The organism is Microcoleus sp. S1D4 (assembly GCF_036700765.1).
In the GTDB taxonomy this organism is placed as follows: domain Bacteria; phylum Cyanobacteriota; class Cyanobacteriia; order Cyanobacteriales; family Microcoleaceae; genus Microcoleus.
Map to the genome: position 1 here is coordinate 172,759 of NZ_JAUBPP010000013.1, position 22,492 is coordinate 195,250.

Sequence of the window (22,492 nt, forward strand, 5' to 3'; positions counted from 1 at the left end):
AAAATCCTGCCTCCGACTGAGGGGAACATCTCCAACCACAAGCTGAAAGCAGGTTCGAGTTAGATGCCAGCCCAAATCCGGGCAATTTCCTTCACCCTCGTTTATTGCCATTTAGATTATCCAGAGTTTTAGCTGCGGCTGGTCTCTGCCAGCAGAAGGAACTCGTATTTCAAATTTATCTGCCAATTTATCCCTGAAGGCTGATTTATCGATCGCGCGCTTTGACTTTAATAAAAATTAGCAGTTAACCTTTATTCCCCCCGCAGTCGCCAAAATTATACTTTTCACCTGCTGCATTTTTTTAAATTTTGGTAAAAATCATGATTTCATTAGCAAAAAAAACTATCGCCCCCAGCTTTGTACAGGGCGAGCCCGCTGTGGAAATTGGCAAAGAAGAAGCGGGGGGACAAAATGTTTACCTGCGTCAGCGCTACGCAAGGCCGATTTAAAACTGATCGTCGGCGGTGGCTGGCGCGTGGGGAAAGCGACAAGAGCGCGATGCGATCGGCAGCATCGTGGAACAATTAGGCTTAAGCGACATTACCAGTTTTCCCGGCAGCTTGAGCCGAGAGATTCTCCCCGCCGACGATTTAGTGGCCGTTGAAGCGATGGCCTGCGGCACGCCCGTCGTCGCCTCGTGGGAGGATTGAAATATACGGTAGTGCCGCGAGAAACCGGTTTGCTCGCGCCGCCAAAAAATGAAGTATGGCGCCAGCAACTCGGACAAGCAGGCCGCAGGCGCGTCCAAGCCTATTTCAGTTGGGAGGCGATACCGTCCCAACTAAGTCGGGTTTGCTGAACTCCTCGAACAACAATCGGCCGTTAAACTTGACCCCGTGAGCGCTTAATAGTATCACTTAGTATGGTTGAAGCGAGTTTCCATTGATCCCTGTGGATTTCAACCATTCTAACTGGGAACCTTCAACTAAAAGCGATATCAGGAGGTAATCTTGTACGCACCAGAAAATCTGGGAAGCCATCTGCAACCCATGAACGACATCCAGCTAATTCGCCTGTGGGTGGAGCGCCAATCCAGCCGCAGCAAGCGCTTTAGCTGGCAGGCGGCCAATAGTTTTCGGATGTTTGTAGCAAAACCGCTGGCAGAAGTAACTCTGACAGATGTCCAGACTTTCGCTGCAGCCATCAGGGCCCGCCAAGCTGGATCCCGTTTCTACAAGCAAACTTTACTAGCACTCAAATCCTTGTTCGCCTTCGGCCAGCAAACAAGAATCTTACCCGCAACCATTCCCCTGCAGGAGTGGCCGGTGCGACAGCGCAGCAAGCCGTCAAAACGCCTCCGTTTTAAAGTCTCGTGGAGTTTGTGCATCTGTTTGTCGTTTTTTTTGGGTAGGATGACCCCGAAGTTGTGGGGACAAACTATCTCGCCAGAAATCTCGGAGCCTCCTAAACGCACGCCGTTAGTTGGGGCTATCAACTCACCAGACGGAAGAGAGAATAACATTGAGCGCGATCGAGTCAAAGCCTTTCTCGACACCATCGCCGCCGCCGAAGGTACCGCTAGCCCCGACGGCTACCGCACCCAGTACACAGGCACCACATTTGTCAGTTTCAGCGACCATCCCAGAGAAATGAGATGCGGCCAGCGCTACGGCAAAAAGCTGTGTTCCGACGCGGCCGGGCGGTATCAGTTTCTGAGCACAACTTGGGACAGATTCGCCAAAAAATTTAGCCTCACCGATTTCAGTCCCCAAAATCAAGACCTGGTAGCTGTAGAGTTAATCCGAGAAAAAGGTGCCTTAGAAGATATAGAAGCGGGTAGATTGGAGTCAGCAGTGAGAAAACTCGCTTACATCTGGCCTTCTTTTCGGCGTTTTGGCGGTTCCGTGGAATCGTCGATGCCCAAACTAGAACAAATGTATTTGCAAAATTTAGGGATTTACCGCCCCGGATTGGTTGTTAGCAATTAGTCAGTCGATGTAATCTTTGCGCCAAGGTGCGTCGGGGATGAGAACTTGACAGGCGGGAGCAAGTGTGATGTTAGCAGTAAGAATCGCTGGGTTTTTAACTGTGCGGCCTTCTAATGACTGTTGAGATTCTAGGCGGCTGATTACCTCGATTGCACAGTTTTTGTCTGCTGCGTTTAACGGTGTGTTGCTGTACTCGGCTGCTAATTCTTCGAGAAAATTTAGGTGATCTTGCACAACGGGCGATCGCCCCAACAATCATCTTCTCAAGTTTATATGGGGCGATCGCTATTTCACCCAACAACAAACATCCTCGAATGATTTGATTTGTTTTGGAGGGTGATCGCCAATAATTTCTGTGGACTTAGCAACGAAGCCAACCATTTTTGTTTACCTAATCTCTACCAAAGAATGTGAGACGAAGTGCGGGTTTTCCACGGTAGTAAGTGCGATCAAACTGTACTTTCTGAGACTCGTATGCGTGGTCTTGGATCATTTCTTGTGCATCATCGAGAGACATTTCACTCCAGTCAGGAGCGACTAACATAAGACCATTGTTAGCACTGAGTATTTCGTCTAGGTCATTCCAGGAGCCAATCCAGAGCATTTCCTTTGCTGTATTACTGAGACTCATCCTATTTACCTAAGTTTTAATTATCCCACAATTGCAGTTTAACTAAATAAATGAAAATATATTACCGCATAATTTTGTCAAGGGAAAGTATTTGACGATCGCCAAAATTTTATTTAATTTCACAGGTGCGATCGCTTCTCAATTCGTAACTTTTGCGATCGCCAATAATCTCTCAGAACTCAACAACAAAGTCAACTATTTTTGCTTGTCCAATCTCGAATAGAACCAGATTGCCTAAGTTGTAAATTTTTATAAAATAGGTTTTGCTAGTCATTCAACGACTCAATTCCTTGCTCTTTAAGTCTAGCTAATCCATCTTTCATCGCTTTAACTTGCTCTAGTGAATGTCCTTGCCAAATTGCAACTTCACCAACAACCTTAAACGGATATGATGAACGATAAGACATTGTTGGATTACCAGGGAATTTTCTATCAGTTAAATCAGGATCATCTTCAATGGGCCCTGTTGATTCTACTAAATATATTCTTTCACACCCTTCCCCCAAAGCAAGTTCAGCCCCCCAAATAGCGGCATCTAAGGTTGCTGTCACGAAGACATACTTAGCTTTTTTTCTTTGTCCAAAATTTGAGTTGAAACCAGCTTCAATAAAATCTCCAATCTTTAGGGCAACCTTTGTTCCATGAAAGAACGTCTGAGAAAACGGTGTTGGGTTAGGTTCGTTTAATTTTTTATTGCTTTCACTATTTTCCATTGATGTAACCTATCATTGATATTTTCTTGATTGCTGAAATTGTTCATTACAATTACCGCTAACGGTTGAATTGAGTGGCAGAAAAACTTATGCCCAAAACCAGAATATCATAATTTGTCCGCTCCAATGATTTGTTATGCCCCGATCGCTTCTTAATTCTTAACTTTTGCGATCGCCTCAACAATCATCTTCTCAAGTTTGCTAAAGGCGATCGCTTAAGCGCAAATTTTATCCGTAGGGTGTGTCGCCATCGACAATCCTTCATCAACAGCGACAATTTCATGGTGACGCACCTGTTTTTTTCCAGAGATGAGGAAAAAAACCAAAATTTTGGTAAGGTGCGTCGCTACTCGAAAAGTCGATTTTTATTGACAGATTTTTGCAGGGCGACGCACCCTACGACTACTTCAGTTTGAAAAACAAGTCCGATCGCCATTTACCGGTCTGGGTCGATCGCTATGCTTGAGGATGCGGGCCTGTCCCCGATCGCAATATAAGGTTCGCCGTGAGTCCCTGTATAGATTTGAGTAGGCCGGTAAATGCGATTTGCTTCTAGCTGTTCCTTCCAGTGGGCCAGCCAGCCGGCAACGCGGGCGATCGCAAAAACAGGCGTAAATAAGTCGGTCGGAATTTCCATTTTCCGATAAACCAGACCCGAATAGAAATCTACATTTGCGTAAATTCCTTTATGACTCATTTTTTCCTCAACCACTGCTTCCAACTCGATAGCAATGTCGTAATAATCGTCATGTCCAAAATTTTCAAACAACTTTTCGGCTAACCCTTGAAGAATAGTTGCTCTGGGATCTTTCACCTTGTAAACTCGGTGGCCGAAGCCCATGATTTTTTCCTTATTTTCAATGCACTTCTCGACAAAAGGCCGCACGTTTTCTATCGAACCAATTTGGTGCAACATATCAATCACTTCTTCATTTGCTCCTCCGTGCAGCGGCCCGGCCAAAGTGCCAACTGCTGAAGCAATCACCCCGTAAGGGTCTGTTAGTGTCGAAGCTGTTACCATTGCCGAAAATGTAGAAGCATTGATTGTATGCTCGGCGTGGAGAGTCAGACAAGCATCAAAAATATTAGCCAACAGCGGATCTGGTTCTCGCTCGTTGAGCATATAAAGAAAGTTAGCCGAGTAGTTTAAGTCGTCCCTCGGCAACAGCGGGTCATTACCCCGTCGCATTTGCTGGAACGCCGCCACCATTGTGGGAATTTTGGCTAGCAGCCGCACTACAGCTTCTCGAATGTATGCTGGGTTAGCCAAAGCTCGGCGCGAGTAGAATAAGCCCAAGGCCGCTGCTGAAGCTTGCAGCGCGTCCATTGGATGTCCTCTTTCGGGAAAGCATTTCATCATATCCCGGATGCGATATTTGATCCGGCGGTGATAGCGAATTTCATGCTCGAAAGCTTCTAGTTCTTCCTGTGTCGGAAGTACGCCCCAGATTAATAAATATGCAGTTTCCACAAAGGAACTTTTGAGAGCTAGTTCCTCAATGCTAATCCCGCGATATTCTAGCACCCCTTTTTGTCCATCTACATAACTAATACTGGACAAGGTGGCGGGAACACCTTCTAAACCTGGTTTGAATTCGCCGACGACCATTGCGATACCGTATTGTGTGAGTTGAATCTAATCAAATTACATTACCAGAAAGCAAGATAGTGTCACCGTCTTGACAAATAATCATTTAGGTGCTACCGAGGCGCAAGGATGCTCAGAAACGAGATTTTTCCATAGAGTTTGCGATCGCACCGTTAGATATTTTATCTCCTCACGCCCGGTTGCGGAGTCGGAGAATGCCGGTCAAAGAGGGCTGGCGCGCCCTGTGATTGTGGTGCCGATTCACTGTTTCTAGCAAAGCAAAAACTTGGGCCCTGTGAGCCAGAACATTTGGCTGCGGCCGACTGGGGAGCCTGTTTCGGGGAGGATTAAGCCGATGATACCTGCTTTTTTGAGGATCAGGGCATCTTGCGATCGCCCCCAAAGCAAAGTTTCTGCCCAATTGCCCAAATCTGGTTGGTGGCCTACCAAAACTAAGCTGCGGCTGCCACTTTCCTGCCACTGCTTGTACCACCTCAGCCAGTCCCCGATGTCTCCTGAAGGTGCGAGGGCGGCGGATTCTTCTATTTGGGAACTCAGGCCTGCTGACAGCAGAATTTGGGCGGTTTGCGTGGCGCGCAGTAGAGGACTGGTGAGAATCAGATCGAACTGAATTTCGAGATCGTACAGTCGCTGGGCGATTTTGTGGGTTTTACGATCGCCCTGTTTAGTCAGGGGCCTTTCTGAGTCTGTATCGTATTCTTCGGGTTCCGCTGCGATGCCGTGACGGACTAGGTAGAGATGCACTGTGGCTGTCCTTGTGATAATTGTGCGATGGCTACGCCCCGGCTTACACGCACTTAGGGATGAAGTTTGGCGCGATCGACATATTTTACCTATTCTACAACTGGATTGACATCTGGCACTGTCATCTGGTATGCGCCACAGGCGTAGCGATCGCGCCCTTGTCGTTTCGCATCATACAATGCTCGATCGGCTGTGGCGATCAATTCATCCGGCGATTCGCCACAGCAGGGAACTATGCTAGCAATTCCCATACTCACAGTCACGATCGCACTCACCTCAGATTGCTCGTGAGGGATGGCCAAATCTCCGATCGCATCTCGCATCGACTCAGCAACTGCGATCGCCCCTGCAGCATCCGTATTTGGCAGAATAGCAGCAAATTCTTCGCCCCCATAGCGCACAAACAAATCCGTCGAACGTTTAACCGCAGCCGCCGCAGCTTTCGCCACTTTCACCAAACAAATATCCCCAGCTTGATGTCCGTAGCAATCGTTATATCGCTTAAAATAATCCACATCCAACATAATCAATGACAACTGTTGTTTGCCCTCCATCAGTCGGTGCCATTCCGACTCCAATCGCTCATCAAAACAGCGGCGGTTTGCTACTTGGGTTAACCCATCTGTCATAGCCATTAATCTTTCTTGTTCCGCCCGGTTTTTCAGAATCTCCTCGGCCTCCTGGCGTTCTGTAATATCAGCGAAAGTGGTCACTACTCCATAGGGTTGAGATTGATTGAGATGGAACAGCGGTTGAGAATTAATCGAAATCCAAGTCAGGGTTTGATCCGATTTGTGAATGCCCATCACCACATTCGATCGCGCTTCTCCCGTGCGTAGGGTGATCGTTGCCGGATGCTGTTCCCCCGGGAACGGGGAGCCATCCTCGCCAACGGTTCGCCAGTCTAAATCTACGGATGTACGCCCCATCATTTGGTCTGCTGTGAGCCCCATAATCCTTTCAGCACTAGCATTACAGGCAGTAATTTGTCCGTCTGCTAGCTGAAGTACGACACCTTCGGTCATGGTAGTAATCACAGAACGATACCGTTCCTCGCTTTCCTGCAATTGACTCAGGAGACTGTTTTTAGCATCAAACTCCGAAGCCAGATGCAGGCTCCCGGCCATAAACCCCGCCATTAGTTGTAAAGTTTGGATATCTGACTCTGTAAAGGCAGAGGGTATAGCTGAAACGACTTTTAAGACGCCAACCCGATCGCCCTGATAGAACAAGGGAACAACCACCATTGACCGGAGACCAATGCGCTGACAGGCAGCCAGATCCACCCGTGCATCGGTTTCTGAATCCTCGCAAATCATGATTTGGCCGGTCGCAATACATTTTCCCGATAAACTTGTCCCTACTTTGAGCCGTAATCCAAGATAGCTGGTGGCGATACCGCTGGCTGCCCGATACACCATTTCATCCCCTTCCACGATTTCAATCACTGCTCCATCGGCGCGGGTCAAATCTTGAGTCCTCTCTGCAATCACCGCCATTACTGCATCGAGATTGGGATTGCGGATGGCGATTTCCTGTTGGGTGGCAATCACCACAGCCTGACGCTCGAACTCTTGTTGCAATGCTGCTTCTGCTTGTTTGCGATCGGTGATATCCTTCATAAAACAGTGATGCCCGATCGGTCGATCGCGATCGTCGCAGGCTGTCACCATGACCACCTGCTTGTAAAAGATCGAGCCATCTTTCCTAATACCCCTAGCCTCAACTTCCACTCGGCCTCCGGCTAGCATTTTTTGATAAGCCACTAGCATCATTTCCAGATCTTCTGGAACAACCGTTTTCTGCCAATTCATACCAACCATTTCTTCAGGCTGATAACCCACTATATTGGCATAGGCTTGATTAACACTGATATACGTTCCGTGTTGATCCAGCCGCGAGATGCCTTCCACGGCATTAGCAAGGGCTGTACTCATTTCTCTGAGTTCTGTTTCGGCCAATACCAGATCCGTAATGTCTTGGGATGTGCCAAACAACCGAATGACTTGTCCCTCTGCATTTAGTTGGACTTGTCCCCTGCCTTCGATATAGCGGATCGAACCATTGACACCCAAGACTCTGAGCCGCAATCGATAGGGTTCTCCGTGACTGAGGGATCGTAGAACTAGCTGGTGTAGCTGTTCGGCGCTTTCGGGATGGTAAAGCTGTAGGTTTTCTTCATAGGTAGGTTCCCCCAGGGCCCTGTTGCGTCCCACAATCTCGAATAGTTGGGGAGACCAGGTAATTTTACTCGTAATTACGTCCCATTCCCAGTTACCGATCTGGGCAACCCGCTGGGCTTCTGACAACCGGGCTTCACTCTGTTGCAGGGCTGTTTCCGTCTGCTGGCGGTCGGTAATGTCCTTTTCGTTTACGAGCAACATCGGGTTGCCTGTTACCGGGTCGTTGCTACATCGCACGTCCATCTCGTGCCACCGAATTCCCGCCAGAGTAATCACTTGAGCCTCAGCACTAAAGACCTCACCGGACTTGAGAACTGCCATTGCTCGCTCTCCTACCCGATCGTCAACAAAGCGGCTCACAAAAGCATTGTCTGTGTTTCCATAACAGCGCAAGGCCGCCTGGTTTTGCAGCAGCAGCAAGCCTTCTAGGCTGTACAGGGAAACCATCAGCGTGGTGTGGCGGAGTGCTTCGATCGATCGCAGAGTTTCCGGCTCAATTCGATCGACGGTTTCGATCGTACCCTGCACCAGCATTGCCAAACGCCCGCCGTCAATCCTGATGCCAGAGCACCGACAGCCGACAGAAACAGGCTCACCGGCGGGGTTAAACGTCCACCGCTCGGACAAGGTTTGGCCTTGCTCAAACTGCTGCAGATAGCTCTGCAAGCGAATCCGAGTAGACTCTGACACATCGCTAAAGTTGCGGCTCGTGAGTTCTTGCCGCGTCGCAGCATTCCACAGGTACAAGGATGCTTGGTTTGCCCACCGCATTTGCCAATGCTCAATATCAAATATCCAGATCGGGTTTTGCAACAAGTCAAAGGCTCTGAGGTGGATAATATCGCCGCTCAGGGAACAGGCACTGTCTGGTTCCAGGCTATTTTGACGGTTGACTCTTTCTATATTGGTGACAGTTTGAGCCGGTGCTGTTTCGAGTTGTGGCGGTTGATTTGGCAGCACCGGGTGGTGAGATTCCAGTTGCCGCATCCTCAAGCTGAGCTGCACTGCAACGTGTTGCAGGATCTGAATGTCGAGAGGTTCCCACTGACGCGGACTTCGGCATTGATGAGCAATCAACAGTCCCCACAGCTTCGGAGATTGCTGCTGTTTGCCATCTAGCAAAATTGGTACAACTAAATTTGCCTGCACTTGGAGGCGATCGAGCAATTCGACATGACAAGCTGGAATATGACCGCTGTTAATATCAGCAATGCTGCTGGTTTGTCCCTGGCTGTAACCCTTTAGCCAGGTTGTTTCAAAGCAAGGGTCATCAATCAGTTGTCCCAGCATGGGCGGCCACTCGCCACCAACGGATTCAGCCAATACTGCACTATCTCCATGCGGTAGGAAGCGATAAATAATTACGCGATCGGTTTGCAGCAGCACCCTAGTTTCTGCTACCGCACATTGCAAAATGCTCTCCCGATCCCCGAACTCGTTGATTTGAATTACAATTTCTGAAAGTTTTTCTAGGATTTTCTCTAACGACCAAGAGAAAGTCTGTTTTGTAGACATCTCCGTGTTCCTTTTTTTTAGCTATTTATTACTATTCTACCCCGCAACAAATAAATATAATATTTTTTTAAATTCTCATAATCTGTTGTTAGGATTATCAAAAAAAATACTTAATTTGTATTTTGAAAGCGAGAACACTACAAATCTTAGTTTTTTAAACTTAGCAAATCATCTAAATTTTTCTAGATTTATTTTGCTTTTTTACGGCGTTTATTTTCTAATTCCGAGCGGAATTTTTCTGCGCCAAATATAACGAATTATGATTAACTTAGTGAATTTATCAGCAAATTGAAAAAAGTTAACCCTGTAGAAGTGTTATGATTGAAGAATCATATCGTGAATTTTAGTAAGCTAGAGCCAACTAAATTTTTCCCAACTCCTGGTTTTTCACGAAAATACTTTGTTGCATCCTTTGACAATAGTTAAAATACCCGGTTTGTTTGGTGTGTATTTTTGGGAAATGGGATAAAATCTATGGCGTTGCTTAATCAGGGTATGAAAAAAATCAGTTGAAAATCCTCCAGCTTTGTCGATACTGGTTTCTATGACTGGCATATTTAGGATTTCATCTCAAATCCGGTAGTATCGGAATTATGAGTGCGATCGTCCAAATAGATTATTCCGATGCTACCGTCCATTACCTCATATCAAATCCTGTCTTCATCGGAATAGTAAATTCACTGTTGACTGTTGACTGTTGACTGTTGACTGTTGACTGTTAACAGTTAACATCATGAGGAGTGCAACCGGAATTGAGATCGTACCGTAAATCAGCAACGCCGATATTACTTCGTTCAAACTGACAGAGGTGTGCTGGATTTGATTTCCAACCCTCAATAAGAGTGAAAAAACCCGGTTGAGGAGAGTTGAAATGCGGGGAGGACTGACGATTAAGTTGAGAGTTTGCGCTTCGGTAGAAAAAATATGGCAAAACCTGGTAGCAACCGGAGGTCGAACCCCGCATCGCATTCCCAGGCTATTGCTGGAATCAAGGCCGCGCCTAGAAACTCCAAAGTTAATGATCGTAAATCGGATTCTCTTTAGGACTAACTAAATCTAGCAAATTTTGCTTGATCTGAGCATCAAATACTTCCCATTTCATCCTTGCATAATCGCTATCTTCATTTCCGCCAGAAAGAAATCCCACCGGAATTTCAAAGCCTCCAGCTTGACTTCTACCACCGCCAAAAAAGCGTCCTTCAGCATTTTTCCCGAAGGCTTCTTTAATAAATTCGTCGGGATCGAGAGTCAGTTTATTCGTTCGCAGCGAGCCAATTACTACTTCAATTTCTTCGTCTTTATCGTGAACAATTGCATAGACAACGGCTGTGTGCACGTTCTCTTCGGTCATTAAAAAGTCCGCTGCTTGGGGAATAGAATCCCGATCGTCATAGCGGAGGTAGCCGATGCCGGCGATGGAAAAATTGTTCTGGACGATGCGGTGTTTGAGCGATCGCTCGATCGCATCCATCACCCATTTAGAACGAGACGACTGCAACACCGCATTCAACAACTGCGAGTCATAAAAACGGCTCAAATAAGCAGCAGCTAAAAACTCTTCCTCCTGAGCTTGTCTGAGGGCATTCGTATCCGATCGCAAACCGTGCATCAAAGCCGTAGCGCACTTGACGTGCTGGCTGATACTGCTGTCAAAAGCTAACATTCCCGCCTGCAAATACTCCGTAAAAATCGTGGCTGTAGCGCGGATTTCCGGGCGCAAATCCGTAAATTCTGCGTTCATTTCCCCCTGCAAACTGTGGTGGTCGATAACTGCTGCGATCGGAATTCCCGCCCCTAAAATAAACTCAGTTAAGTTACAAGTAGTGCCTTGGTTATCGATAAAAACGCACCCCTTATAAGCCGATAAATTCTTAGTTTTTGCCGTTTCCAACGTCCACCGCTGCAACGGCAACCCTGTTAATTTGACTAAGGCAATATTTTCTTGGTGGCTGAGAGTGCCGGCGTAGATAATCTCGCATTGGATATCGTATTTTTCGGCGATTAATTTGTAAGTCCAAGCACTTGAAAGCGCGTCGGGGTCTGGAAAATCTTGCAGCAAAATTAACTGGCGACTGCCTTTGTTGCGATCGAACATTTGGCGCAATTGCTCGACTTTACGAGCGTGCAATTCCTCGCGGAGACTGGCGCGATTTTCTTCGGAAGCAACTTCAGCTTTGCTGCGCCGTTTCTGGAGTTCATTCGCTGCACGTACAGCCTCGCCGATGGGGTCAACCTCACCTTCGCGGTTGCTAGATGTTTCATCTGAATTAGTAGGCGGGCGGTCTTTCATTGTTAAAGTTTAACCATTTAATTAATTTAGGACTTACGGAGGAGCGGCCAAAAACCGGGTTTTTGGAGAAAATTATGTTGGAAAAAAGTATGCGCTATAGTCCCTAGATTGGGAGCATTTCAGTTTTGCATTATAGTGCGAGCGTCCCCGCTCGCGTATTGTACAACTCGCGAGCTCTTGATGTGCTCGCACTATAAGAAAAAAAATACTTTTTGCAAAACTGAGATGCTCCCCATAGATGAGGCAAAAACGCGGTTTCTTGGATAGGAGTTAAGCAAAAAAACCCGGTTTCTCAGAAAAATTGTCGATCGAGCCGAGAGATACTTGATGCAAAAACCAAGTTTTTGACACCGCGTGCGTCCCGGACTGTAATTCTCTCAGAACTTGCGCGCCAAAAGCCCTTAAACCTGGTTTTTTTGTAGGTGCTTCGTTATCAAAGCCAATATTTCTGATGAAAAACCCGATTTAAAAGCGTAAGTTCTCTATTATTTAACTTTTAACTTTAAACGATCGGGCGCGCGCGCTGACCGGCGCATCCCTACAACTCAAAACTTCTGCAAAAAACCCCCGCGCTTTCGCTGACAGGGGTGTTAAAGGCCAATTACATATTTTTGCCATTCTTTGTGCATACCACTCTTAACTTGTTTCGTCACTTCAAAATAAAGACCGCTGTGAGGTTTCCTCGGTGGATAGCGCAGCAGCATTCCCGATTCTTTCGGGGTGCGACTGCCTTTATTCACGTTGCAGCGCATACAAGCCGTGACGAGGTTTTCCCAACTGTCGCCTCCTCCGCGCGATCGAGGAATCACATGATCCAGCGTCAAACCGTCTCCGGTATAACCGCAGTATTGACAAGAGTGCGCGTCCCGGTGCAAGATGTTCCGGCGGGTAAGCGGAATTTCCTTATAGGGAACTCGGACGTAATGCCTCAGTCGGATCACAGTTGGTAGCGGGAAGTTTGGTGCAATAAATTTCCCGTTATGTTCTACCTGTTCTGCTTTTCCTTTCAACAACAAAATTACCGCCCTTCGCCAATTGGTGATGTTGAGCGGTTCGTAGGATGCGTTGAGCACTAGAACATTGCCCATTGTTGATTATTAAAGAGAATATTTTTACTGATGCTAACACAGGTTGCAGATTAGGGGGGGCGAGAGCGATCGGGGCAAGGCTTAACAAAAAACGCTGAAAAACCGCACCTTTACCCTATAGCTTCGCACCTGCGCCCTTTGTGGCTGCACTTCTTTTCTGCCCTCGATGTCTGTCGGCGAGCATTTTTCGGTGAATTTTGACCCTGATGACACCAGTATGGGCGATCCTCTCCGAGGGCTTCGCTAACGGGCAAACTTTACAGAATAATTTTTATTTTTTTCCCTAAATGCCTAATCTTCCCGGCAAGAAGCAGTCTAATTTTTTAGAGTATTAGTAACCATAAATGAAAAAGCTTATTACCGCCCATGAAATTTCGGCTTTTAAAGTCAGCTTTTAGCACGTCAATTATTGCCCTAGCAGTTCCGATGTTAGGAAACTGTCCAGCATTTGCCCAAACCCCCTCATTTTTCTGCGGCGCTGCGGGCGGGCGCCCGGCCACAATTGCTGTGCAACAAGGCAAAAATATTCCCGTTATTCTGTGGGTAGCCGATAACTATTTCAATGAATCAGGAGAAGACGCAATTACTCGCTGCACCAGAGTCTCGGGAATTCTCAACAACTCGCAACCCCAAGGAAACTGGGACAATCTTGTCACAGCAGGTGCATCTCCTAGCGGTCAACTAATTATTTGTGCAGCTAATCCTCAAGACGGTTCCTGTAGATTATTATATCAAGTGCCAAAAGGGCAGAATTCCGAACAAGCCCGACAAGAACTTTTAAGAAGAGTTAAAAATCCGAATGTAAGTGTTTCGCCTGTCAAGGTAAATTGATAGTCATTAGTCATTAGTCATTAGTCATTAGTCCTTAGTCATTAGTCATTAGTCCTTAGTCATTAGTCATTAGTTGTTGGTTATTGGCTATTGGTTATTGGTTATTGGTTATTGGCGGCGAATTTCCAATTTCCAATTCTCAATTCCCAATAACAACTAACAACTAACAAATAACAACTAACAGTCATTAGTCATTAGTCATTAGCCATTTGCTCGTTACCAGGCTCTGCCTGGTAATGCAGATCCGGAGGCTCTGCCTCCTTAATAATATGGGTTTGTAGTGCGGACTTCAGTCCGAAAATTAAGAGTGCACTTTAGTCCGCACTACGAACCTTACTTATTACGATATAGCGGTTATCAAAAAAGTGAGATATGCCCAATGCCCTGTTTGGCCAATGCCCTGTTTGGCCAATTCCCTGTTTGGCCAATTCCCAATGCCCTATCCCAGATAGTACCTCATCTTTCTGAGAAAGGCTATATATATATCGATATTGCCGTGTCTGTATTCTTAATAATTTGATTGCTTGCAGATAGTTGAAACCCTTCTGAAATACTCCGGTTTACTACCAAGAAAATTGCAACTTTGCTTCAGCAATTCTGCCAACCCTTCAACCTGTCTCAGCCAGACAGTGCCGTTGCTTCCAGCTACAGCAATTTGCTTGCCGTCTCGACTCCAACCAACACTAACAACATTCTCCTCAAACTCAAATTGAGCAACCTGTCGCCCCGCTAAATTCCACAGCCGCACCGTCTTGTCAATTCCCACAGTAGCCAGCCTTTCTCCGTCTGGACTAAAACTGATTGATTTAGCATCAAAATGCAAGGTTTGAAATTCATTCATTAATTCTTTTTCTGACAAATTCCACAGCCCGACTTTGCCGTTAAATGTTACTGTAGCAAAGCGATACTGCTGTTTAGCCGGACTGAAGCTGATACCAATTGCCTGCACCGGCAGTATTTTTTCCAATTGTCCTGATAAATTCCAAATTCGCACTGTAGATTTGCCGTCTAAAGTCGTGACAAAATCTCCTTTAGGGCTAAAATTTACGCTTCTGACTAAGCCGTTATGACCGGGAAGTTTGACAATAAATGATATTAGTTTAGGCTGTTTGGATAAGGGCAAAATTGCCGCATTGCTGTCGATTCCTGCCGCAGCTAAAAACTTTGAATCGGAACTAAAACTGATGCTGGCAACTGAGCCTTTAATTGCTTGAAAACTCGAAATATTTTTGCCTGATAAGTTCCAAAATTCAACTGTGCCGTCCTTTCCTGCCGTTGCTAAAAACTTGCCATCCGGGCTAAAGCTTACCATATTAACTGACTGCTGCAAAGCTTTCCATTCAGCAATTTTAGACCCGGAAAAGTTCCAAATCCGAACTTTATCGTCTATACCTGCGGTTGCTAAAATTTGTCTGTCAGGGCTAAAACTGACGCTGGTAACTGCACCTGCATGAGCTTGCCACTTCACCAAGTGCGGAAGTGATGATGCTTTTATTTGCTGTTTTTTACTGATTTTATCGAGAATTATTTGTAATGCTAGCAGCGGCCTTGTGGCTGGATATTGTTCTAAATTTGGTTTATTATTAACCAGGGTTTTTAATTTTTCTCCAGAGGCGATCGCCCTGAGTAACGCTTCTGATAAAGCTTGGCTGTTATCTGTCTTTTGAGATACCGCTAATAGCAAAGCATCGCTGCCATTTTGTTCGATTTCAATACTTGCTTGTGCGAGTTTAAAACGCTGGTAAGCGAGAGTTGAAAAGCCGATCGCCCCAATTAACGAGGCTGCGAGTACCGCTGAACCGATGCCGATCCACTGTTGCGCTTTGTGCTTGGCTGCATCAGCTTCTATCAAAGCTGTTTCGGCATCGCGCGCTGCTTTTTTGGTTTCTAGTGTAGCTGCTTGCAGCAGTTGATTTTGGTCGCTGAAAATCATTTTTTGGCTGGCTGTCAAAAACTTAAAATCTTCGTTTCTCAAGCTTTTGTCGGCGGCCCAAACTAATGCTGACTGTAAATTATCACCGCGCAACAGTTGGGAATTATCCTCGCAGTTTGAATTCAGCCAGACTTTGATAGCTTCGGAATAAGGCGATAGTTTTTCTAACTTTTGGGCGATTAAGTTTTTGTTAAATACAGCTTGATAAATTGGATTGGAAATTGTTAATTTTTCCCGACGCTTGACGATTAATCCGGTTAAGCGCAATTCCATTTGTTCGGCACTGCGATCGGGAACAATGTCAACTTGCTGCAAAATTTGTTGGTACAATCCGAGTCTTCTGATAATGCGTTGGTTTTCTTTGAAAAGCCGATCACGAATTGTGGACAAATGTTCGGGTACATCCTGAGATTCCCAATTATCCACGATTTTCAAGCGCACCACTTCCTCAACCCACTGTTGAGGATTATTGACTCCCTCTCGATCCCCGAATGTAGGGGCGGTGCCCCCGTGCCTGCCCTGGGGTAAATCCGGGATTAATTCGGCATTTTCAAACAGAAGTTTGCACAGCTTTTGAGTGAGGAAAGGTTGCCCGCCAGTCCAATACAATACTTCTTTCAAAACTTCCCCAGATTGGTCTGTAAGCTCGGCCAACCCCGCTGCTAGCGGTTGCGCTTCTGTTTCGTCAAAACCCGTTAGTTCGATCGCCCTACCGATATTAAAAGGGGTGCTGCTGCTGAGATTCTTGTCGCGGCACAAATCCGCTGGCGATGCTACTCCTAAAAGTGCCCACGTCAGGCGATCGAATTCTGGATTGTTGGCGCGCTTGTTGTAGCACGATCGAATTAACGCCAAAAAATCATCGGCGGGAAAATCCAAGGCGAGAATGCTGTCGATTTCGTCAATAAAAATGACAATATTGCTGGAAATGTTGGCTAGCAGTACAGTTTCGATGAATTCGCTCAATCTTTGAACCGGACTTAAAAAATTGCGATCGCGCCACCAAGTCCGCACGTTGACAACATCCGACAGATTAAAGTTATTTTCCAGAATGCGGAGTAACCCAGCATACCACTGTTCGGGAGTCACGCTGCGGTTGCCAATTTCCGAAATGTCGATCGCAGCACAAGCAATTCCTTCATCTCTCAGCCGCTGAATTGTCCGCACTTGCAAGCTAGATTTTCCCATTTGTCGCGAATTCAAAACATAGCAAAATTCCCCCGCTTTCAATCCGTTGTAGAAGTCGTCATCTGCTTGGCGCTTGACGTAATTGGGAGCATTAGTGCCGAGACTGCCGCCGACTTGATAGTAACTGGGCTTTGTGGTAAAATCCATAAGATAACAAAATTACGGCTTCGATTATTCGGCGGTTGAAACCGCTCCTAGTCAAACGAAGTCCGCCTGCGCGGACTGAAGAAATGAGGCGGTATTAAAGTTTAATTTTGTATAATATATTGTACCACAATACAGCATGAAAACTGATTGGATTGGATATCACCAGGACAAAGACCAATTAAGAACAGAAATTTGGTCTTTTCTAAAGCAGCAATCTGCATCTATTGGCGATTGCTTTGGTCATATTCCCAACTTTGTTGGTGCCGACATGGCGGCAGAAAAATTGGCAAATTTACCAATTTGGCAACAAGCAAAAACAATTAAGTGCAATCCAGATGCGGCACAAATTCCGGTGCGAATGCGCGCTTTGCAAGACGGAAAATTGCTGTATATGGCAGTACCGCGCTTGACAGACGATCGCTGTTTTGTTGAGTTGACTGCTGCGGATTTGCAGCGACAAAATGTATCTATTGCCGAAAGTGCGTTAGCGAAGCCCTCGAAGAGGATCGCCCGCAAAGCACTCGCTTGCGGCAAATTGGTAAGTTTTACAGAAATGGAACCAATTGATTTAGTAATAGTCGGCTGTGTAGCGGCGGGGCGCAGCGGTGGAAGAACCGGAAAAGGTGCAGGATTTGCCGATTTAGAATTGGCGATGTTGACAGAATTCGGATTAGTACAAATCGATACCCCAATTGTAACAACAGTGCATCCTTTGCAAATTGTGGCAGATTCGCGCTTGCCAATGCAGCCTCACGATTGGCCGCTGAATTGGATTGTTACTGCCCAGGAGGTAATTGAAACTAATACAAGTTATCCGCGTCCGACAGGGTTAAACTGGGATAGTATACGGCCGGAACAGTTGGCACAAATTCCGATTTTGCGAAAGTTAAACGAACCGCGAAGGCGCTAAGGACGCGAAGTAAGAAAGAAGAAGAAGAAGATAATTTCATAATACATCTACTTTGTGGTGATGACGCGCCATGCAATGAAAGCTGTAAAAGCTAGATAACCAAACACGGTTATCCAATCTAGCCAATTATCGGAAGTTATCAAAAAAATATCGTTCACGGGCAGTGTTCACCTGATTATTCTTTAGTCCGCGCAGGCGGACTTTGTTTGACAAGGAGCGGTTTCAACCGCCGATTTCGATCGGATATTTTTAACCCAGATTTAATATTACCCGATCGCGCTTAAGTGCGATCGAAAATATTGGCGGTACAGTTCATTCCTCGGCACGCACTCGTTACCCTGCAACTTCACCAACCCCAAACTATCCAATTTAAACGCCTGCATCGACTTTAATTGAACAGGAATGTCCGCCGCTGCAATCTCTCTCATTCCCTCCGCTAACTCTGGATATTCTTCCAAATTCCACAATTGGCGGCGCAAATGGTCGCTATAAATTCCCGCATCGCTGGTAGCAGTTTCTTGTAATTCATCAAGGGTCAAATCCGATTGCGAAATGTGATATAATGCAACTCGCACTAAATACGGATGACCGCCGATTATTGCTGTCAGTTGCTCAATTTCTGCATCCGACCAATTTAAATTGTGACGGGCGGCTAAATCTTGGATTTGCAGGTGGTTGAATTCCGGTAAATCTACGGGCAGTCCCACGTTGAAAGGCGATTGATTGATGTTCATCGGGATGTAAACTTCGGTGGAATGAACTACAATTAATCGCAGTTTTTTCCAGATGTCGCGCCGTTTTGATTCTTCGTGCCACGCCCGCAACAGTCCTAAAAAGTCTTCGGCAATATCTGGATATTGGAAAACGCGATCGATCTCGTCTAATCCTAAAATTAAAGGACTGTCGATTTGGGGCAAAATATATTTTTCAAAGTAATCTTTGCAGTTGACTTTGCTGCCAAAAATCTCGTCCCAATAATCGTCTAATTGATTTGCTAAGTGCAACTCGCGCCCGACGTAGGCGCAAAACCATTTTAAGAATTGATCTAAATCGGCGAATACGGCTTTATCTACTAACTGAAAAGTTAGCGGGACAGTGCAATAACCTTGAAGGCTTCCGTGATGCAAAATTTTTGCCATCAAGGAAGTTTTTCCCATTTGTCTGGGTGCTTTGATTCTAATTAACGCGCTGGGCTGTACAATAGTTTGATAGCAGCGTTCTTCGATGGGCTGGCGTTCTACATAAAATTGAGAGGCGACATCTACTTGTCCTCCCGGTAATTCCGGTTCGGCGACTGGTTGAGGTATTTCGTCGCTGCTAATTTCTAATACTTGGTTTTGCGTTAAATCTTCCGGTTCTTCTGGGACTGGTGCGGGAGTTTCTGCTAGCAAATTTAGCACTTCTTCGATAATAATTGGTGTGTCAGCGGTGGTTTTCCATTCCCTTTGTTTGATGCGGTACAGATAGCCCCGCAAGTCGTGGTTTAAAGGCGCGTTTAGCGGGAAACCGACGCGGATGGGGAGAATTATCGGTTTTTTGTCAGGGCGGGCATCTTGCAGTTCTTTTGCTTGCTGAACTTGATATGTTAGTATTTCGCTTTGGCTGACTGTTGGTGGCAGTAGCAACACCAAGTAATCGCATTCTTTGAGGAAGAAGTTAATGCGATCGAACCAATTATCTCCCAATCTAATGTTATTTTCGGCTGTGAAAACTGTATGACCGATCGCACTTAGGGCAGTTTCCAACTGTTTTCCCAACTCGCGATCGGGTTCGGCGCTGCGATAGCTGACAAATACTTTAACACTGCTGGCGGTTTCCCCCGCCGCAGCTAAATTGTCCGACTCCCCGACACCTTCGGCATCGTCTAGTTTAGCCGATCGGTGGTCGTCATTCGCCAGAGTCAGATCGAAAGCGGCGAACAACTGACGAATTTTACTTAAATCCGCACCTTCTCTACCCTGCTTAATTTTGCTGACTGTATCGATACCGACGCCAGATTCAGCCTCGATTTCTGTCAGAGTACCTCTAATGTTATATCGGTCAGACCATTCTTGGAGCGTCTCGTTAAGCTTTTTTAAGCCCGACGCTGTGAGAATGCGGCCGCGAGATCGTTTTGACTTGAGCACTTCGCTTGCACTGAAAAGGGAACAAATTTAAAAAGTTTAACGTCTTAAGTTCCTATTTTAGCCGATTTTGAGCCAGATAGTCAGCTAGCCGGAATTTAAGGAATTTTAGTGCGGGAGGTTTTTTGGGCGATCGATTCTTCAAACTCCATCCTGATAACGGCTTCAACCTTTGAATGTATTTGAAAACCAGAAACTTTTCTTAACTCCCCAATCTCCCCCGCCCGGAATCACTGCATTTTTTAGAGTAGATACATCAAAACCCAAGGGTGCCGCAGAAACAAACTGTCTGATTCGCGTCAAATATCTTCGGTGACACACCCTACACTGGCAAAATCGATACCAGCTAAAAAGGAGCATCAAAATGACTAAAATCTTACACAGACTGGCAATGGCAGCTTTAGGAACCGCTGCAATTTTCACAATTAATACACTTAATAATTTAACAGAAGTATCCGCCGCTGGTAAATTCGACCAACCAGAAGTTCATCAAAACAACGTTTTTCCACTTGCTGTCCCCCCTCTGTTCCACAAATAAAAACATTCATTAATTTGATTAAGGAGAAATTATGAAGTCTACACTTTGTTCGCCAAAACCTACCGCTACACCATCTAACTTGGTTGATGCTGAGGCGATCGATGCCTGCACGGCCTTAGCGTGGATTGAATTGATAGCGTTAGATGACAGCACTCTCACCGGGGATGATTGGCTGGTTCTGTGCGATGATATAGATAGCGGGGAAATCTATCGCGGCTGGTTTCTGTGGCACGATCGCGAAGTTAGCGGTAATTGGGAAGCTTACGATCATTTGAGCGATCGCCGCAAGGTTGCTAAAGGCAAAGTTTTTCTCAAAGCTGCGATCGACTCGATCGAAGATGCTAGAAACCAATCGATTTTAGATTTGGTAATTGCCGAAACCGCAGATCGACGCAGATCGAGGCTTTCTTAACGCAGATAATTTCTCGATTGTTTTCGATTTTTGTCAAAATGTCTCTTCAGTTCGGGCAACGGAATATTCTAAAACAAAATAATAAACTTTACGGTTGCGGGCAAGAGTTGACTGTATGATGCTAGGTGGTTTGCGTCGAAAGCGGTTGAGAACGCTGTTCTGGCCGTTGTTTCGTTGCAGCCGTTCAACTCTTTCTCTTTAAATATGACTCCAAAACTGCGATGGCTGTTGCCTTCTTTAATTAGTGTTTTGTCGATCGCCCTGCCTGTCAAAGCTGATACACTAACATCATGGCACTTCGATGCCAGCCAAAATCAACTAAACTTAACTACGGATTCAGGCGTTCAACCCCAAGTTCAACTTATTGCCAATCCCACCCGTTTAGTAATTGATTTACCGGGAATTGTCTTGGAATATCCCGAAAGTCCTCAAAGCTACAACTCAGCTATTCAACAAATTAGAATCGGGCAATTTGATAGCGAAACTACCAGATTAGTGATACAATTAACTCCCGGTTATCAGTTAGATCCGCAAAAAGTCCGAGTTATTAGAGAATCTGCAACCCGCTGGTCGTTTCAGTTGCCGAATCCAGAGCAAATCTCCGGCAACGAGTCTTTTCCACCAACAGCTATTACCCAGGTAGAACAAAAACCACGTCAAGTTTCGCCTACTGTTGCTTCAGGAATTGAGAGAAACTATGCCGCTGATTTGGAGATGCGAACGGGTTTGGAAATGAGCGCAATTAAGCCTCAGATTGAAAGTGCGATCGCCCAATACAGATCCCTGAGTGCCGGAATGTTTTTTCTGGATTTAGATACAGGAGAATATTTGGATATCAAAGGCGATCGAGTATTTCCGGCGGCGAGTACAATTAAATTGCCAATTCTAATTGCATTTTATCAAGATGTAGACGCGGGCAAAGTTAGCCTGGACGAAACATTAATTATGAAGTCGGACTTAGTGGCCAGCGGTTCTGGAACCATGCAGGACGAACCAAATAACACTCGGTTTAGCATCAGAGAAACCGTAGATAAAATGATTACGATCAGCGATAATACAGCCACCAACATGATTATCGAACGTTTGGGAGGAATCGCTAAACTCAACGAACGTTTTCGCAGTTGGGGATTAACTGATACGAGAATTCGCAACTGGTTAGGCGATTTCCAAGGAACAAATACCACAAGTTCTGTGGATATGGTAAAGTTGCTAGCAATGCTGTCTCGCGAGAAATTAGTTTCGGAATCGAGTAGAGAACAGGCTTTAGAATTATTGCGGCGTACTACAACTAGAACGCTGTTGCCTTCGGGTTTGGGGGCGGGAGCAGTAATTGCTGACAAAACTGGAGATATCGGTTTTGTGGTGGGCGATGCGGGGATTATTGATATGCCGAATGGCAAGCGTTATTTAGCAGCAATTTTTGTGAAACGTCCTTACAATGACCCAATTGTCAGAGATTTTGTGCGTCGAATTTCGCGGATTGTCTACAATTATTTAGACCAGCCTGCGGCGAAATTACCCGATAATTTGCCTCGATAGGGTAATTGGGCGATGCAAATCGCTACGAAACAAACAAAGTCCGCGAAGGCGGACTTTAACAGAAGATTTTTAATCACAAATACCAAATCCGGGTAAGCTGCTACGCAGCTAAACCGGATAAAATAGCATTGCCTTTATTTTTGATTTTTCGATCCCATTTAATAACCATT

21 protein-coding genes are annotated in these 22,492 nt (G+C 45.8%); 11 read left to right on the forward strand and 10 right to left on the reverse strand.

Annotation, left to right across the window (positions count from 1 at the left end; genetic code table 11):
• The first annotated feature begins 320 nt into the window (after positions 1–320).
• The 4 genes from QT998_RS15715 to QT998_RS15730 all read left to right on the forward strand — a co-directional run bounded on the left by QT998_RS15715 (position 321) and on the right by QT998_RS15730 (position 1,928).
• Positions 321–449 carry a hypothetical protein gene (locus tag QT998_RS15715; protein ID WP_255515881.1) on the forward strand — a complete coding sequence of 43 codons (129 nt, stop codon included), beginning with the start codon at positions 321–323 and terminating at the stop codon, positions 447–449.
• A gap of 15 nt (positions 450–464) precedes the next feature.
• On the forward strand, positions 465–650 hold the full coding sequence (locus QT998_RS15720; protein ID WP_333116536.1) for a hypothetical protein: 186 nt from the start codon (positions 465–467) through the stop codon (positions 648–650).
• Positions 651–661: 11 nt separating this feature from the next.
• Positions 662–799: a hypothetical protein gene (locus tag QT998_RS15725; protein ID WP_333116538.1), complete on the forward strand. Its 138-nt coding sequence runs from the start codon at positions 662–664 to the stop codon at positions 797–799.
• Positions 800–950: 151 nt separating this feature from the next.
• The gene (locus QT998_RS15730) at positions 951–1,928 is read left to right on the forward strand and encodes a glycoside hydrolase family 24 protein (protein ID WP_333116540.1); all 978 of its coding nucleotides are present in this window, start codon (positions 951–953) and stop codon (positions 1,926–1,928) included.
• Here the strand turns inward: QT998_RS15730 and QT998_RS15735 are convergent, their stop codons facing one another.
• Positions 1,929–2,162 carry a hypothetical protein gene (locus QT998_RS15735; RefSeq protein WP_333090762.1) on the reverse strand — a complete coding sequence of 78 codons (234 nt, stop codon included), beginning with the start codon at positions 2,160–2,162 and terminating at the stop codon, positions 1,929–1,931.
• Between the two features lie 488 nt (positions 2,163–2,650).
• Here QT998_RS15735 and QT998_RS15740 point away from each other — a divergent pair, with 488 nt between their 5' ends.
• Complete coding sequence (locus QT998_RS15740) at positions 2,651–2,782, forward strand: hypothetical protein (protein WP_333116545.1); 132 nt, start codon at positions 2,651–2,653, stop codon at positions 2,780–2,782.
• A gap of 43 nt (positions 2,783–2,825) precedes the next feature.
• Here the strand turns inward: QT998_RS15740 and arr are convergent, their stop codons facing one another.
• Both arr and QT998_RS15750 read right to left on the reverse strand, forming a co-directional pair.
• The gene (arr, locus tag QT998_RS15745) at positions 2,826–3,272 is read right to left on the reverse strand and encodes an NAD(+)--rifampin ADP-ribosyltransferase (RefSeq protein ID WP_333116548.1); all 447 of its coding nucleotides are present in this window, start codon (positions 3,270–3,272) and stop codon (positions 2,826–2,828) included.
• A gap of 436 nt (positions 3,273–3,708) precedes the next feature.
• Positions 3,709–4,881: a citrate synthase gene (locus QT998_RS15750; RefSeq protein WP_194008203.1), complete on the reverse strand. Its 1,173-nt coding sequence runs from the start codon at positions 4,879–4,881 to the stop codon at positions 3,709–3,711.
• Positions 4,882–4,970: 89 nt separating this feature from the next.
• Between QT998_RS15750 and QT998_RS15755 the strand changes: the two genes are divergently transcribed.
• Positions 4,971–5,108 (forward strand): hypothetical protein, encoded by a 138-nt coding sequence (locus QT998_RS15755; protein ID WP_333116552.1) that lies wholly within the window; start codon positions 4,971–4,973, stop codon positions 5,106–5,108.
• A gap of 22 nt (positions 5,109–5,130) precedes the next feature.
• Here QT998_RS15755 and sixA read toward each other — a convergent pair whose 3' ends face one another.
• The 5 genes from sixA to QT998_RS15780 all read right to left on the reverse strand — a co-directional run bounded on the left by sixA (position 5,131) and on the right by QT998_RS15780 (position 12,701).
• Complete coding sequence (gene sixA, locus QT998_RS15760; protein ID WP_194008204.1) at positions 5,131–5,625, reverse strand: phosphohistidine phosphatase SixA; 495 nt, start codon at positions 5,623–5,625, stop codon at positions 5,131–5,133.
• Positions 5,626–5,714: 89 nt separating this feature from the next.
• Entirely contained in the window at positions 5,715–9,323 is a 3,609-nt protein-coding gene (locus QT998_RS15765; protein WP_333116555.1) for a diguanylate cyclase domain-containing protein, read from the reverse strand.
• Positions 9,324–9,710: 387 nt separating this feature from the next.
• Positions 9,711–9,878: a hypothetical protein gene (locus tag QT998_RS15770; RefSeq protein WP_333090770.1), complete on the reverse strand. Its 168-nt coding sequence runs from the start codon at positions 9,876–9,878 to the stop codon at positions 9,711–9,713.
• Between the two features lie 460 nt (positions 9,879–10,338).
• The gene (locus tag QT998_RS15775) at positions 10,339–11,613 is read right to left on the reverse strand and encodes a DHH family phosphoesterase (protein WP_333090772.1); all 1,275 of its coding nucleotides are present in this window, start codon (positions 11,611–11,613) and stop codon (positions 10,339–10,341) included.
• A 590-nt stretch (positions 11,614–12,203) separates the two neighbouring features.
• Entirely contained in the window at positions 12,204–12,701 is a 498-nt protein-coding gene (locus QT998_RS15780) for an HNH endonuclease (protein ID WP_194008207.1), read from the reverse strand.
• Between the two features lie 366 nt (positions 12,702–13,067).
• Here QT998_RS15780 and QT998_RS15785 point away from each other — a divergent pair, with 366 nt between their 5' ends.
• Positions 13,068–13,532 (forward strand): COP23 domain-containing protein, encoded by a 465-nt coding sequence (locus QT998_RS15785; RefSeq protein WP_333090773.1) that lies wholly within the window; start codon positions 13,068–13,070, stop codon positions 13,530–13,532.
• A 508-nt stretch (positions 13,533–14,040) separates the two neighbouring features.
• Here QT998_RS15785 and QT998_RS15790 read toward each other — a convergent pair.
• Positions 14,041–16,800 (reverse strand): AAA-like domain-containing protein, encoded by a 2,760-nt coding sequence (locus tag QT998_RS15790; RefSeq protein ID WP_333116558.1) that lies wholly within the window; start codon positions 16,798–16,800, stop codon positions 14,041–14,043.
• A gap of 136 nt (positions 16,801–16,936) precedes the next feature.
• Between QT998_RS15790 and QT998_RS15795 the strand changes: the two genes are divergently transcribed.
• Positions 16,937–17,710 carry a 5-formyltetrahydrofolate cyclo-ligase gene (locus tag QT998_RS15795; RefSeq protein ID WP_333116560.1) on the forward strand — a complete coding sequence of 258 codons (774 nt, stop codon included), beginning with the start codon at positions 16,937–16,939 and terminating at the stop codon, positions 17,708–17,710.
• A gap of 266 nt (positions 17,711–17,976) precedes the next feature.
• Here the strand turns inward: QT998_RS15795 and QT998_RS15800 are convergent, their stop codons facing one another.
• The gene (locus QT998_RS15800) at positions 17,977–19,836 is read right to left on the reverse strand and encodes an AAA-like domain-containing protein (RefSeq protein WP_333116562.1); all 1,860 of its coding nucleotides are present in this window, start codon (positions 19,834–19,836) and stop codon (positions 17,977–17,979) included.
• A 361-nt stretch (positions 19,837–20,197) separates the two neighbouring features.
• On the opposite strand from QT998_RS15800, the gene QT998_RS15805 reads away from it, so the two are divergent.
• From QT998_RS15805 to QT998_RS15815, 3 genes are all read left to right on the forward strand, one after another.
• Positions 20,198–20,371, forward strand: coding sequence for a hypothetical protein (locus QT998_RS15805; protein WP_194008214.1), 174 nt, complete (start codon positions 20,198–20,200; stop codon positions 20,369–20,371).
• 31 nt (positions 20,372–20,402) lie between these two features.
• On the forward strand, positions 20,403–20,783 hold the full coding sequence (locus tag QT998_RS15810; RefSeq protein ID WP_333116565.1) for a hypothetical protein: 381 nt from the start codon (positions 20,403–20,405) through the stop codon (positions 20,781–20,783).
• A 204-nt stretch (positions 20,784–20,987) separates the two neighbouring features.
• Entirely contained in the window at positions 20,988–22,322 is a 1,335-nt protein-coding gene (locus QT998_RS15815) for a serine hydrolase (protein WP_333090781.1), read from the forward strand.
• Positions 22,323–22,492 lie beyond the last annotated feature (170 nt).